Below are 12935 nucleotides of genomic sequence, written 5' to 3'. Positions count from 1 at the left end.
GTACGTGCCTCCGCAACTGGTTAACTCGTCCTTGTTGCTAGTAAGTTGCAAGTACCAAGCGATTGCAATTGGGGAGATGTCATGGCCCAGTACGTGCTGCCGGATCTCGACTACGACTACGGCGACCTCGAGCCGGCGATCATCGGCGAGATCAACGAGCTGCACCACGGCAAGCACCACGCCGCCTACGTGAAGGGCGCGAACGACACGCTCGAGCAGATCGAGGAAGCCCGCGACAAGGAGTCCTTCGGCTCCATCGTCGGCCTGGAGACCACGCTGGCGTTCCACCTGGCCGGCCACGCGCTGCATCAGGTGTGGTGGAAGAACCTCTCGCCCAACGGCGGCGACAAGCCGGTCGGCGAGCTCGCCGCGGCGATCGACGAGCACTTCGGCTCGTTCGACAAGTTCCGCGGTCAGCTCAACGCGGCCGCGTCCTCGATCCAGGGTTCCGGCTGGGGCATCCTCGCGTGGGAGCCGATCGGCCAGAAGCTGGTCACGTTGCAGCTCAAGGACCACCACTCCAACCTGTCGATCGCGACCACGCCGCTGCTCGCGTTCGACATCTGGGAGCACGCGTACTACCTGCAGTACCGCAACCTGAAGGCCGACTACATCTCGGCACTGTGGAACGTCGTCAACTGGGAGGACGTGTCGGCCCGCTTCGAGGCCGCGCGCGCCGGCCAGAACGGCCTGCGGCTCTGACTTCGGCGGTGGCTGCTCCGACAAAGCTGCCCGCCCGCTGAATACGACGAGGCCCCCGCTCTGCCCAGAGCGGGGGCCTCGTCCGTTCCCGAACTGACTGCCGCTCCCACCACGAAGCGACGAGACTTAGGTTAGCCTAACTTCGCTTCGGTGGGAAGCCCCCTGCAACAACCTGAACGCCGTTGTCGACCCACACGGCAACGGTCCGAACGACGGCGCCAAGGTGCAGTTGTGGCGGAAGAACTTCAAGCCGCAGCAGTGGTGGGACCTCGTCGAGGTGTGAATGCCGTTCTGATCCGCGCCCGGCACCGTTTTAGCGGTGCCGGGCGTGCGGCATGTCGTGAGCTGCCTTCCGCCGCGACGGACTAGGCGTCGTCAAGGCCCCGCTGAGCCCCACGTGACCCTCGCCTCGCGGCCCGGCGTTGCCAGTAGAACACTCCGTAGCCGATGATCCCGAGCAGACCGCCGGACAAGGTCGTCCAGAGCAGGGTGCTGTTCGAGCGGTCGACGACAAAAACGACCAGAAATCCGACGAACCACAGCGCGGTTCCCCCCAGCACCACCGGCACGGGATCGGCCAGCCGATGCGGCAGCGGCGGTGGGTGTGGGGCGGAGTCGCGTTCGGACACATCGTAAGGAGAGCAGATGCTGGACGGGTTCTTCAAGATTTCGGAGCGCGGGTCGACCGTGGCGCGTGAAGTGCGCGGCGGTGTCGTGACGTTCTTCACGATGGCGTACATCGTCGTGCTGAACCCGCTGATCATCGGCAGCTTCGCGCCGACGGGGCCGGGGGCGCACCCGGACGTGCTCGGAAACATCCTGCCCGTCGGTCAGGTCGCGGCGGTGACGGCGCTGGTCGCCGGGGTCATGACCATCCTCTTCGGACTGATCGCGAACTACCCGTTCGCGCTGGCCACCGGGCTCGGCATCAACTCGTTCGTGGCGGTCAGCGTGGCCGCGAAGGTCAGCTGGCCGGAGGCGATGGGCCTCATCCTGGTCAACGGCCTCGTCGTGCTCCTGCTGGTGGTCACGGGTGTGCGGACCGCGGTGTTCAACGCCGTGCCGAACGAGCTCAAGGCCGCCATCGCGGTCGGCATCGGCCTGTTCATCACGTTCATCGGCCTCGTCGACGCCGGGTTCGTGCGCAGGCTCCCGGACGCCGCCAACACCACCGTGCCGGTCGGGCTGGGCATCAACGGATCGATCGCGAGCTGGCCGACGCTGGTGTTCGTGGTCGGGTTGGTGGTCACCGGTGTGCTGTTCGCGCGCAGGATCAAGGGCGCGATCCTCATCGGCATCGTGAGCACGGCGATCTTCGCGATCATCCTCGAAGCACTCGTCAAGGCCGGTCCGTCCGCCGGCACGAACGCCAAGGGCTGGAACCTCGGCTACCCCGCACTGCCCGACCACGTCTTCGGCGTGCCGGACCTCAGCCTGCTCGGCGACGTGTCGTTCGGCGCCTGGACGCGACTCCCGGCGCTGGCCGCGGCCCTCATCGTCTTCACGCTGGTGCTCACCGACTTCTTCGACACGGTCGGCACGATGACCGGCCTGGGCAAGGAAGCGGACCTCATCGACAAGGACGGCCAGCTGCCGAACGTCGGCAAGGCGCTGTTCGTCGACGGCCTCGGCGCGGTGGCCGGCGGTGCCGCGTCCAGCTCGTCGAACACCGTCTACATCGAATCGGCGTCCGGCATCGCGGAGGGCGCGCGCACGGGCCTCGCGAACGTCGTGACCGGCGTGCTCTTCCTGCTCGCGATGTTCTTCACGCCGCTCTACGAGGTCGTGCCGATCGAAGCGGCCGCGCCCGCACTGGTGATCGTCGGCGCGCTGATGATGATGCAGGTTCGCGAGATCGACTTCAGCGACTTCACCATCGCCCTGCCCGCGTTCCTGACGATCGTGGTCATGCCGTTCACCTACTCGATCGCGAACGGCATCGGCGCGGGCTTCGTGAGCTACGTGCTACTCAGGGCGCTGACCGGACGGGCCCGCGGCATCCACCCGTTGATGTGGATCGTGGCGGCCGCGTTCATCGTCTACTTCGCACTGGGCCCGATCCAGGCCCTGCTCAACTGATCTTTCGGCAGGAAACTATTTCGTGAGGTATGCTAACTACGTGGCGACCGATCAGCACGGACTGGCGAGCAGGTTGAGGCTTGCCGTCGTGCGCCTCAACCGCCGCCTGCGAGCGCAGCGCACCAACTCGTCGGTGTCGCTGACGCAGGTGTCCGCGCTGTCCACGCTGCACAAGTGCGGACCGCTGACGCCAGGCGAACTCGCGGCCAAGGAAGGCGTGCAGCCGCCGTCGATGACGCGCGTGATCGCCGCCCTGGAGGAGTTCGGCTTCGCCACGCGCAGCCCGCACCCCACCGACGGCCGTCAAGCCATCGTCGAGCTGACCGGCGAAGGCTTGTCGTACCTCGAAGACGAGATCACGGCCCGCGAAGCGTGGCTGGACAAGAGGCTCGCGGAACTGGAACCCGACGAACGGGAACTGCTCTCGCGCGCCGCCGAGATCATCGACAGGATGGCGGGGCAGTAAGGACGTGTCGGGTTACGCGGGTGGTGGAGCAGACAGTTCGCCACCTCGTCGTACCGGAATGTTCAGATCGTTAGGCATATACAACTATCGCCTCTACGCCTCCGGCCAGATCATCTCGCTGGTCGGCGTCTGGATGCAGCGCGTGGCCCAGGACTGGCTGGTCCTGGAACTCACCAACGGCTCCCCGGTAGCCCTGGGCTTCGCCGCCTCCCTCCAGTTCCTCCCGGTCCTGATCCTCTCCATGTGGGGCGGCGTCCTCGCCGACCGCATGGACAAGCGCAAGCTGTTGCTGTGGCTGGAATCCGCCCTGGGCATCTGCGCACTGGCCCTGGGCCTGCTGGACGTGACCGGCGTGGTCGAACTCTGGCACGTCTACGTGCTCTGCTTCCTGCTCGGCTGCTTCTCCGCCGTGGAAACCCCGGTACGCCAATCGTTCGTCGTCGAAATGGTCGGCCGCGACCAGCTGACCAACGCCGTGGCGATCAACTCGATGATGTTCAACCTGGCCCGCATCATCGGCCCGGCCATCGCCGGCGTGACGATCGTGGCCATCGGCACCGGCTGGGTCTTCATAGCCAACGCCATCAGCTTCATAGGCGTAGTAGGCGGCGTCTGGCTGATGCGCACCTCCCAACTACAGCGCTCAGACCCGGTACCGCGCGAAAAAGGCCAACTCCTCTCGGGCCTCCGCTACGTCAAACACCGCCCAGACCTGCTGACCGTGATGCTGCTGGTCTTCTTCATCGCCACCTTCGGCATGAACTTCTACATGACCCTGGCAATCATGGCCCGCAACGTCTTCGGCGGCGACGCCGACGCCTACGGCCTGCTCTCCACCCTGATCGCAGTGGGCACCCTGGCAGGCGCGACCTGGGCCGCCAGACGCAAAACCCCAAAGCTGACCGTCTTCATCGGCGCGGGCGTGGTCTTCGGCGCACTGGAAATCGTCTCCGGCCTGATGCCAACGATGATCCTCACGGGCCTGATGATGATCCCCGTAGGCATAGCGATGATGACCTTCAACACCACCGCGAACGCCACCATCCAACTGGCCGTGGAACCAGAGATGCGCGGCCGCGTGATGGGCATCTACATGCTGGTCTTCCTGGGCGGCAACCCGGTGGGCGGCCCGCTGATGGGCTGGCTGGGCGAGATCAACGGCCGCGCGCCGATCATCATCGGCGGTGCCGTCTCCATGATCGTGACGATCACCGCCTGGATCATCCTGGTGAGGCGCGGCGACATAGCAAAACCAAGCCTGCGCAAACAAAAGCAGCAATCCAACAAGACCAACTCAGCAGAACTGCACTCAGCAGACCGCTAGTTCAACGCAATGCCGAGCCGCCCCAAAGGCGAAGCCGAGGCGTCCTGAGCTTGAAACGAAGGTCCCGGTCCGGACCACCAACGCAACAGGACCAGCCGGACGCAAGGCGACCACCCGCAAAGTCGCGCCAGAGATCAGCCCAACTCAGCCCAACAACGTGGCCGCAGTCGGATCCCCGATCAACGCAACAAACGTGTGCCGATCCGCCCACCGCCCAGCCACCCAAGCCAAAGCCCGAGCCAACCCCTCAGGGGTATCCGCAGCATGCGGCACCCCCTCCACCATCCACCACTCAACCCGCTGCCCATCAACGAACAACGAGTCGTGCACCACGACGACCCCATCAGGCAAAGCAACCTCGAGCAGCTCACAAGCCATCCGAACCGCCCCGAGGTCCTCCCACCGCACAACCTCGCCAACGTGATCGGGAGACCCGTCGAACTCCTCAGAAGCCAGCGCCAGATCCAGCAGATCCGCCAGCTCCTCGGACCCGTCCGCGAGCAACACCCGAGAAGGCGGCACCACCCCGAGCAACCAGGGGTGATCCAGCACAACTACGTCATCCGCGAGAACAACCTCACCGGACAACACCCGAACCCGCTCAGGCGGAGCGAAATCCCCTTCCGGCAGAGCCGCATGCGCCCGCAACACCACAGCGTCCGCAACGACCCGATCCGGATCCCCGAGCCGCTCCAGGACGAGCTCGGCATCGTCGTCGTCCAGGATCTCCAACCGCGACCGAACGCCGACAGCCCGCAACACGTGCTCCGGCACCCCAAGGTCCGGCACAGCGTCGAACAGCCCGTCCAGTAGCGTTGCCTCAGCCAGCCGATACTCGCGCGGCGCCTTCCCCGCCAGCAGAGCATGCCGGGCGATCCACCACCCCGTGTACCCGTCAGGCTCGGCAACAGCCCGCCACGTAACCGGATCAGACGCCAGCAACCGCAACGCGGCAGGCCAGTCGGCCACCAGATCCAGGTCCCGGACCGCGACCACCCGAGCGGGCTCGTCCGGCACCGACGACCACCACGCGGACTCGTCCGGCAGATCGTGATCCGGACCAGCAGGCTCGTCGTCGACGATCAGCGAGAACCCGTCGACCACCCCGACCGCGACCAGCGCGGCGCGCGGGTAGGACTCGGCGATCTCCTTGGACAGCAACGGGAACGCGTCCGCCTCGACCACGCCGACCAGCGGCGAGTCTGGCAGCAGCAGCTCGTCCGCGCGGTGCCACTCGCCGGAACCGTCCGGCAGCGCCAGCGCGCCCAGCCACGGTTCCTCGCCGGCCCGCACCGCCGCGCGATCCACCAGCCGCAGCACGGTCTCAGCCAGATCGAAACCGTCGAGTCCTGCCTCGGCATCCTCCAGCGACCGCGCCACGTTCTCGCGCAACGACGGATCCGCCAGCAGCTCCGTGGCACCCGCCTCGACCGCGCCGAGCCGCACCAGCAACGGATGCACGGCGTCCGGGTGCACGACGCGCAGGCCGGGCAGCGGCTCGTCAGCGATCAAGGTCGTGCGCGGTCCGGTGACCGTCCGGCCGTCAGCCAGCGGCACCGGCAACGACTGCAGGGCCTCGCGCACGTCCGGGTCGACCTCGGCCAACGGCTCGAAAGCGGCGTACACATCACGCCACCAGCCCGGATCACCGGAGACGCCGGCCAGCGCCGCGACGACCTCGGCCGTCGACACGCGCGGAACCTCCAGAGCGGCCAACGCCTTGGCGTGCACCGGCGCGGACAGCTCCGCGTCCAGCAGTCCGGGCAGTGCGTCCTCGACCAGTTCGACGAGCTCCTCGGAGCCGACGTCCAGCACGCGCGCCCGAGCCGGCGCGATCCACTCCCCCGACGCCAGCGGCAGCCAGGCGGCGGCGCGCAGCGAGCGCAGCACCGCGGACCGGAGTCGATCGTCCACTTCGGACATCGGGAACCCCGGCAGCGGCACCAGAGCGGTCCGCTCGACAGCAGGAACCCGCGCGATCAACGCCGGGTACAGCGAAGCCGCGGCGTCCAGCACCGACCACGCGGCCGCGCCGGGCAGGATCCGGCGGCGCGACGGCTCGACCGGCAAGGTCGCGATCAGGCGGGCCGGCAACGACAGGCGCTCGTCGGTCGGCGTGGGCGCGTGCAGCACGTCCTCGCCCAGCGGAGCGTCCAGCGGGTACGCCCACGCGACCGTCCACTGAGGACGGTGTTCGACGCCCTGCACCAGTTCGGCCGGCAGTTCGCCGACAGCGCGCTCGACCAGCCAGCGCGACGACCCGACGGTGACGACGCCGTCCGCGGTGACGAAGCGTTCCCACGACTGCGAGCCGACCTCGACGCGACGCAGGCCGGGCAACGCCAGCAGCAGGTCCGGCACTTCGGCGGCCAGATCGTCCAGCGACAGCGAGACCTTCAGCGGCAGCCGGACCTCGGTCGTGAAGCCCTCGGGGACCGTCTCGTCGCACGGCCACACCAGACGCAGCACCGGCACGTCGCCACCGCGCTCCGACGCCAGCTCCGGCACCTCGGCGCGAGTCCGGGCGGCGGAGAACTCCACGCCACCCGAAACGGAGACCACGCGCGGCGCGTCCGACACGGCCAGGACGGCCGCGAACCCGACACCGAACTGCCCCACACCGGACTCCTTCGCCGACGCCCGCAGCGACGCCAGGGCGGCCACGCCGGCGGACGTCAGCGGAGCACCGGTGTTGGCGGCCCTGAGCTCGCCGTCGACCAGAGTGATCCGCAACACACCCGGCTCGGCACCGGCCGCGTCGGCGGCGTTCTGGGCGAGCTCGACGAGCAGGCGGTCCCGGTAGCCGCCGAGACGGAGGTCTTCCTCGGCGTTCGCGTCTTCGCGGAAGCGGGTGGGCGACCCACGCCAGGCGGCGAGGACCGAGGTGCGCAGGGCCTCGGTGCCGAACGGGTCGGTCACTCCGAGACGTCCAGAACGTCCAGCTGCGCGTCGTCGTAGACCAGGTCGGCGACCGGCACCATCGGGCTGATGTCGACCTCGGCCTGCGAGTGGGCGCCGCAGCCGTACTCGACGTGCACGACGTGGCCGTCCGCGGGCGCGATCTCGTTCGCGCACACGCCGAACGCCGCACCGAACGCGCCGGCGACACGGGTGTAGAAGCCGCACGTGCCGCAGTGCGCGGGGGCGCTGCGGGCCATGTCGGACTTGGGGCCGAAGTCGGAGCTCACCCAGCGGTCGGCGGCGTCGAGGCGGCCCTCGCGGGACAGGACGCGCGTGCGGCCGAGGCCGATCTCCAGCGCGACCTCCTCGACCGCGGGGTCGTCGGACTGCACGTAGGCCTCGACCAGGCGCGGGTCGTCCTCGCGGGGCGGCATCAGGTCGCCCACACCGAGGTCGCCGGCACGGACCCGTTCGCTCCACGGCACCCACTCGGGGGCGACCAGGGCGTCCTGACCCGGCAGCAGCACGACCTCGCTGACCGACACCGGGGAGCCCTCGCCCGCGAAGGCGACGGTCACGGCCCAGTTCCAGCCGCGGTAGCCCGCGTGCTCGGCCTCGAACAGGTGCGTGACGGAGTATTCGTCCTCGCCGTGCACCCCGACGTGAGCGCCGACGCGTTCCACACCTGCCTCTTCTTCAGCGGCGGCGCGGGCGAGATCAATGGCGTCGAGGAGCATCTCAGTCGCGGTCACGTGGTGAATTGTGCCGCAGGTCTTCGCCGGGACGAAAACTCGTGCCACCCTCCGTGGGGTGCGCTCACCCGTCTGGCTGGTCCTCGTCGCGGTCCTGGCTGCCTGCTCGTCGCCGCCGGAAACAAAACCGCAGGTAGAAGTCCTGCAAAAGATCCCGCACGACACGTCGGCGTTCACCCAGGGGTTGGAACTGGTCGACGGCGTCCTCTACGAGGGCACCGGCCTGGAGGGCCAGTCGACGATGCGGGCGCTCGATCCGTCGAGCGGGAACGTCCAGAAGAAGGTCGACCTCCCGCAGGACTTCTTCGGCGAGGGCATCACGGTCGTCGGCGACACCATCTGGCAGATCACCTGGCGCAACGGCGTGGCCATCGAACGCGACCGCAAGACGCTGAACGAGCTCCGCCGGGTCGAGTACCAGGGCGAGGGCTGGGGCATCTGCGACGACGGCCGGCGCCTGGTGATGAGCGACGGCAGCGCGAAGTTGACCTTCCGCGACCCGAAGTCGTTCACGGAGACCGGGAACGTGCAGGTCACCCGCGACGGCAAGGCGCTGGAGCAGCTCAACGAACTGGAGTGCGTCGGCGGCAAGGTCTGGGCGAACGTGTGGAAGACCGACGAGATCGTCCGCATCGACCCCGCCAACGGCCAGGTGATCAGCACCTACGACCTGTCGGCGCTCAAGCCTTCGGGTCAGGTCGACGTCCTCAACGGCATCGCGCACATCCCCGGGACCAACGAGTTCCTGGTCACAGGCAAGAACTGGCCCACCATCTTCCGGGTGAGGTTCAACGGGATGGGGCAGGATTGACGGTGTGACCGGCGACCGCGGGTGGAGTGACGAACCGACTCCGAAGCGCTACCCGTGGCAGGACGACGAATACCAGCCGCGGCAGCGTCGCGAGGCTGCGGCCGAGCACGGTTTCCAGCCCCCACCCCGCCGTCCGCAGAACACGCGTCCGCTGCCGAACCAGGACCAGCAGACCACCCCGACGCCCAAGCCGCCGAGGAAGCTCACGGTCACGCGCGTCGCCTGGTTCCGCGGCAAGCAGCTCTCGCAGCAGGCGGTCGCGGCGTTCCGGCGCGCGGCCCACGCGGACGGTGCCAAGAAGTCCGGCATGTCCTCGGTCACCTACGCGGTGATGATGAACTACGCCGCCGACGCGGCGATGGCCGTGGCGCTGGCGAACACGCTCTTCTTCAGCGCCGCGAGTGCCGAGTCCAAGACCAAGGTCGCGCTGTACCTGTTGATCACCGTCGCGCCGTTCGCGTTGATCGCGCCGGTGATCGGGCCGTTGCTGGACAAGATCCAGCGCGGCCGGCGGCTCGCACTGGCGGCCTCCTGCGTGCTGCGGATCGTGCTGTCCGTCGTGATGGCGCTCAACTTCGACAACTGGCTGCTGTACCCGGCGGCGCTCGGCAGCATGGTGCTCAGCAAGTCGTTCACGGTGCTCAAGTCCGCGATCACGCCGCGCGTGCTGCCGCCGGAGATCACGCTGTCCAAGACCAACGCCCGCATGACGATCTTCGGGCTCGCGGCGGGCGCGGTGTTCGGTGCGATCGCGGCGGGCTTCGCGAACCTCTTCGGCTCACCGGGCGCGCTGTGGTTCACTGCGGCGCTGTGCCTGGTGAACGCGTGGCTGTGCATGAAGATCCCGGCGTGGGTCGAGGTGACCGAGGGCGAGGTCCCCGCGACGCTGACGGCCAAGCCCGCCAAACAACCCGTGTCGCGGCATGTCGTGGTCGCGTTGTGGGCCAACGGTTCCATCCGCATGCTGACCGGCTTCCTCACGCTGTTCGCGGCTTTCGTGGTCCGTGCGCAGACGGAGGGCGACGCCGTCCGGCAACTCCTGCTGCTCGGTGTGATCGCCGGCGCCGCGGGTGCGGGCAGCTTCCTCGGCAACGCCATCGGCGCACGCCAGCACTTCGGCAAGCCGGACGAGGTGGTCATCGCCTGCGTGGGCACGGCCCTCGCCGCGACCGTGGTGGCCGCCGCGCTGCCGGGCCTGACGACCGCGGCGATCGTCGGCCTGCTGGGCGCCACGGCGTCGTCGCTGGCCAAGATCAGCCTGGACGCGGTGATCCAGGACGACCTGCCGGAGGAGTCGCGCGCGTCCGCGTTCGGCCGCTCGGAGACGATCCTGCAACTCGCGTGGGTGTTCGGCGGCGCGCTGGGCGTGCTGCTGCCGGCGACGTTCTGGGTCGGCTTCCTGGTGCTCTCGGTCCTGCTCGCGCTGGGCCTCACGCAGACGTGGATGTACCGCAACGGCACCTCGCTGCACACGGTGTTGCACAGGCTCGTCCGCAGGCCGGCCGCAGCCACCCCGTAGGCTGCCTGACGTGCGTCGACTTGCTTCGGTAATGGCTGTCAGTGTTCTCGTGCTGTCCGGCTGCTCGCTGCAGCGGCACGACCCCGAGGTCACGTTCTACGCGAACGGCAAGACCATCCGCGTCGAGCCGACGATCTACTGCGACGTCACCGGCGAGAACTGCGCGGAGAAGAACGCTCCCAGCAGCCTGAAGGTGCCTGCGGGCAAGGTCGTGCAGATCTCCGTGGACGGACAGCTCGCGGACGGCCTCTGGGAGGTCGTGTGCGTGTACGAGAACGCCGCGAAGGTGCAGGAAGGCTGCACCTCGCCGTTGCTCGGCAAGGGCGAGAACTACACCTACACGCTGGCCGTGCCGAACGACTCCGACCAGCTGCTGCGCATCGAGGTGCACGAGGCGGCCGGCGCGGTGCTGGAGACCGGCCAGCCGCTGATGCGCGGTTCCTGGGTCGTCGACATCACGCGCTAACGCCTGCCGAACGCCTCCCACCACTCGCTGGGGGCGATTCGCAGAGCCGAGTCCATCAGGGCCTTGCCGGTGTCGGTGACCACCGACGCCTGCATGGTCTGGATGAAGCGCTCCATCTTGGTGATCCCCGCGGCCTGGTACTCGCGGGCCTGCAGCAACAACTCCAGCTTGTCGGCGTCTCGCGAGCAGCGCGCTTCCGGCGTGAAGTCGTCGCTCTTCGCGGACTCGTGCTCGGCGACCAGCTGTTCGATGTGCGCGGCCAGCGGCGCGGGCAGGTGCCGGACCTGGTCCGCGGCAACGGCTTCCGGCGACATCTTCACGTCGAGGTAGAGCTTGCCGACGTACGGGATGTCGCCGATCCGCGTCTCCGGGACGTCGTGGAACAGCCCCAGCGTCGCCGCCCGGTCCGGGTTCGCACCCTCCTGGACGGCGATCGCGTACGACAGAACGCCCACCCGGAACGAGTGGGCCGCCACCGACTCGGGGTGCTGCACCCCGGCGAACAGCCACCCCGCTCGGGGCAGGCGCTTGAGCTGGCCGACTTCGTAGAGGAACTCGACGATCCTGTCAGCGTCAGACATGACGCTGATCTTTTTACGGATCGAGGTCCCGCGCCACCGCCCGGACGACCTCGGCGACGAGCTTCATGCTCTTCTTGTCGGACGGGTAGCGGCCGCGCCGCAGGTCAGGCTGGACCTTGGTCTCCAGCAGCTTGATCATGTCCTCGATCAGGCCGTGCAGCTCCTCCGCGGGACGGCGGCGCGCCTCGGCGACCGACGGCTGCGGGTCGACCAGGCGCACAGACAGCGCCTGCGGACCGCGCCGGCCTTCCGCCATGCCGAACTCGATGCGCTGACCGGCCTTCAGACCGGTGACACCCGGAGGCAACGCCGCCTTGCGGACGTAGACGTCCTCGCCACCGTCCTGGGTGACGAAGCCGAAGCCCTTCTCCGTGTCGTACCACTTGACCTTGCCGGTCGGCACCGCGCTCACCATTCCCAAGCTTGTCGCACAACGAACGCGCCCCAGGCGTACCCGAGACGCGTCTCACCAGAGTAGCCAGAAGACCAGCGCGAAGGCACCTCCGTTAGCGCGACTAGGCTGCCGGGCATGACCGCTCCGAAATTGATCCCGCTGGCCATCGGCCTGTTCGCCGTCGGCGTACTGGCGATCATCGCGGTCTTCGTGCTCTTCGCCACGGGCCACGGCGACCTGCCGGTCTGGCTGAACGTCGCGGCGACCTACCTGCCCGCGATCGGCCTGGGGCTCGGAATCATCGCGGTGATCAGGAAAGCACGCCAGAAGAAGTCCTGAGCCACTCCGGGAACTCACGCAGGTCCTCCAGGACGACCGCGGCGCCAGCCTCGGCCAGCTCGGCGCGACTGCACGGCCCGGTGACGACGCCGACGCCCAGTGCTCCGGCCGCTGCCGCGCCACGCATGTCGCCGATGTGATCACCCACGTAGACCGACGCGCCGTGCAGCTTCAGCGACTCCGCCTTGCCGGTCGCCCACAGCTCGCCGTAGAGGTGGTCGACCTCCCAGCCGAGGGCTTCCAGGTGCAATGCGGCGTTCTTGCGGTACTTGCCGGTCACGACCATGGTCCGGCCGCCGAGCTCGCGCACGCACTGCAGAGCAGCGGCGGCTCCGGGGAGCGCGACGGTTCCGGGGATCACGACGTCCGGGTACAGCGCGCGGAACAGCGTGACCAGGTCCGGGATCTCCTCCTCGGGCACACCCATCGCGCGGTAGGTCATGTCGAGGGGCGGGCCGAGGTTCGCGGCGAAGTGCTCGCCGTCCAGGGCGTGCCCGGTGCGGGCGCCCACCTCGTTCAGCACCGCGGCCATGCCCGGTCTCGGGTCGATGAGGGTCATGTCCAGGTCGAAGCCCACGGTGAACGGCACAGAGCCCAACTC

The 12935-nt window shown here is 68.4% G+C and carries 14 protein-coding genes; 8 read left to right on the top strand and 6 right to left on the bottom strand.

Going from position 1 to position 12935, the window contains the following annotated elements:
* Positions 1-81 precede the first annotated feature (81 nt).
* A complete protein-coding gene (locus B0F77_RS10740) occupies positions 82-702 on the top strand; it encodes a superoxide dismutase (protein WP_086662659.1) in 621 nt (206 codons plus the stop codon).
* Between the two features lie 365 nt (positions 703-1067).
* Here B0F77_RS10740 and B0F77_RS10735 read toward each other — a convergent pair whose 3' ends face one another.
* A complete protein-coding gene (locus B0F77_RS10735) occupies positions 1068-1331 on the bottom strand; it encodes a DUF2530 domain-containing protein (RefSeq protein ID WP_245847940.1) in 264 nt (87 codons plus the stop codon).
* 16 nt (positions 1332-1347) lie between these two features.
* Here B0F77_RS10735 and B0F77_RS10730 point away from each other — a divergent pair, with 16 nt between their 5' ends.
* The 3 genes from B0F77_RS10730 to B0F77_RS10720 are packed head-to-tail and all read left to right on the top strand — an operon-like array spanning position 1348 to position 4571.
* A complete protein-coding gene (locus B0F77_RS10730) occupies positions 1348-2781 on the top strand; it encodes an NCS2 family permease (RefSeq protein ID WP_086662657.1) in 1434 nt (477 codons plus the stop codon).
* A 40-nt stretch (positions 2782-2821) separates the two neighbouring features.
* On the top strand, positions 2822-3247 hold the full coding sequence (locus B0F77_RS10725) for a MarR family winged helix-turn-helix transcriptional regulator (RefSeq protein WP_086662656.1): 426 nt from the start codon (positions 2822-2824) through the stop codon (positions 3245-3247).
* Between the two features lie 58 nt (positions 3248-3305).
* Positions 3306-4571, top strand: a complete 1266-nt coding sequence (locus tag B0F77_RS10720; RefSeq protein WP_086662655.1) for an MFS transporter — start codon at positions 3306-3308, stop codon at positions 4569-4571.
* A gap of 144 nt (positions 4572-4715) precedes the next feature.
* On the opposite strand, the gene B0F77_RS10715 is transcribed toward B0F77_RS10720, so the two are convergent.
* Together B0F77_RS10715 and B0F77_RS10710 are read right to left on the bottom strand one after the other, a co-directional pair.
* Complete coding sequence (locus tag B0F77_RS10715; protein WP_086662654.1) at positions 4716-7490, bottom strand: sacsin N-terminal ATP-binding-like domain-containing protein; 2775 nt, start codon at positions 7488-7490, stop codon at positions 4716-4718.
* Positions 7487-8224, bottom strand: a complete 738-nt coding sequence (locus B0F77_RS10710) for a DUF3027 domain-containing protein (protein WP_245847939.1) — start codon at positions 8222-8224, stop codon at positions 7487-7489. The genes B0F77_RS10715 and B0F77_RS10710 overlap by 4 nt, the downstream gene beginning before the upstream one ends.
* Positions 8225-8282: 58 nt before the next feature.
* On the opposite strand from B0F77_RS10710, the gene B0F77_RS10705 reads away from it, so the two are divergent.
* Genes B0F77_RS10705 through B0F77_RS10695 form a run of 3 tightly spaced genes read left to right on the top strand, consistent with a single transcriptional unit; the run spans position 8283 to position 11020 of the window.
* Positions 8283-9035, top strand: a complete 753-nt coding sequence (locus B0F77_RS10705; RefSeq protein ID WP_086662653.1) for a glutaminyl-peptide cyclotransferase — start codon at positions 8283-8285, stop codon at positions 9033-9035.
* A gap of 4 nt (positions 9036-9039) precedes the next feature.
* The gene (locus B0F77_RS10700; RefSeq protein ID WP_245847938.1) at positions 9040-10554 is read left to right on the top strand and encodes an MFS transporter; all 1515 of its coding nucleotides are present in this window, start codon (positions 9040-9042) and stop codon (positions 10552-10554) included.
* 31 nt (positions 10555-10585) lie between these two features.
* Positions 10586-11020, top strand: coding sequence for a DUF2771 family protein (locus tag B0F77_RS10695; protein ID WP_086662651.1), 435 nt, complete (start codon positions 10586-10588; stop codon positions 11018-11020).
* Here B0F77_RS10695 and B0F77_RS10690 read toward each other — a convergent pair.
* Positions 11017-11601: an HD domain-containing protein gene (locus B0F77_RS10690; RefSeq protein ID WP_086662650.1), complete on the bottom strand. Its 585-nt coding sequence runs from the start codon at positions 11599-11601 to the stop codon at positions 11017-11019. The two genes, B0F77_RS10695 and B0F77_RS10690, sit on opposite strands and share 4 nt — an antisense overlap.
* Positions 11602-11614: 13 nt before the next feature.
* Complete coding sequence (locus B0F77_RS10685; RefSeq protein WP_086662725.1) at positions 11615-12004, bottom strand: cold-shock protein; 390 nt, start codon at positions 12002-12004, stop codon at positions 11615-11617.
* A gap of 126 nt (positions 12005-12130) precedes the next feature.
* Here B0F77_RS10685 and B0F77_RS10680 point away from each other — a divergent pair, with 126 nt between their 5' ends.
* A complete protein-coding gene (locus tag B0F77_RS10680) occupies positions 12131-12334 on the top strand; it encodes a hypothetical protein (RefSeq protein WP_086662649.1) in 204 nt (67 codons plus the stop codon).
* Here B0F77_RS10680 and B0F77_RS10675 read toward each other — a convergent pair.
* Positions 12306-12923 (bottom strand): HAD family hydrolase, encoded by a 618-nt coding sequence (locus B0F77_RS10675; RefSeq protein WP_086662648.1) that lies wholly within the window; start codon positions 12921-12923, stop codon positions 12306-12308. The two genes, B0F77_RS10680 and B0F77_RS10675, sit on opposite strands and share 29 nt — an antisense overlap.
* Positions 12924-12935: the final 12 nt, after the last annotated feature.

This window comes from Lentzea kentuckyensis (assembly GCF_002150765.1).
Lineage (GTDB): Bacteria > Actinomycetota > Actinomycetes > Mycobacteriales > Pseudonocardiaceae > Lentzea > Lentzea kentuckyensis.
Note: the sequence above shows the minus strand (reverse complement) of the source record. Positions and strands in the feature narration are given on the sequence as shown.

What these genes read in the sequence shown, in the direction of transcription:
- B0F77_RS10740 (WP_086662659.1), top strand. Translation starts at nt 82, where the DNA reads ATGGCCCAGTACGTGCTGCCGGATCTCGACTACGACTACGGCGACCTC.
- B0F77_RS10730 (WP_086662657.1), top strand. Translation starts at nt 1,348, where the DNA reads ATGCTGGACGGGTTCTTCAAGATTTCGGAGCGCGGGTCGACCGTGGCG.
- B0F77_RS10720 (WP_086662655.1), top strand. Translation starts at nt 3,306, where the DNA reads ATGTTCAGATCGTTAGGCATATACAACTATCGCCTCTACGCCTCCGGC.
- B0F77_RS10695 (WP_086662651.1), top strand. Translation starts at nt 10,586, where the DNA reads ATGGCTGTCAGTGTTCTCGTGCTGTCCGGCTGCTCGCTGCAGCGGCAC.
- B0F77_RS10690 (WP_086662650.1), bottom strand. Translation starts at nt 11,601, where the DNA reads ATGTCTGACGCTGACAGGATCGTCGAGTTCCTCTACGAAGTCGGCCAG.
- B0F77_RS10680 (WP_086662649.1), top strand. Translation starts at nt 12,131, where the DNA reads ATGACCGCTCCGAAATTGATCCCGCTGGCCATCGGCCTGTTCGCCGTC.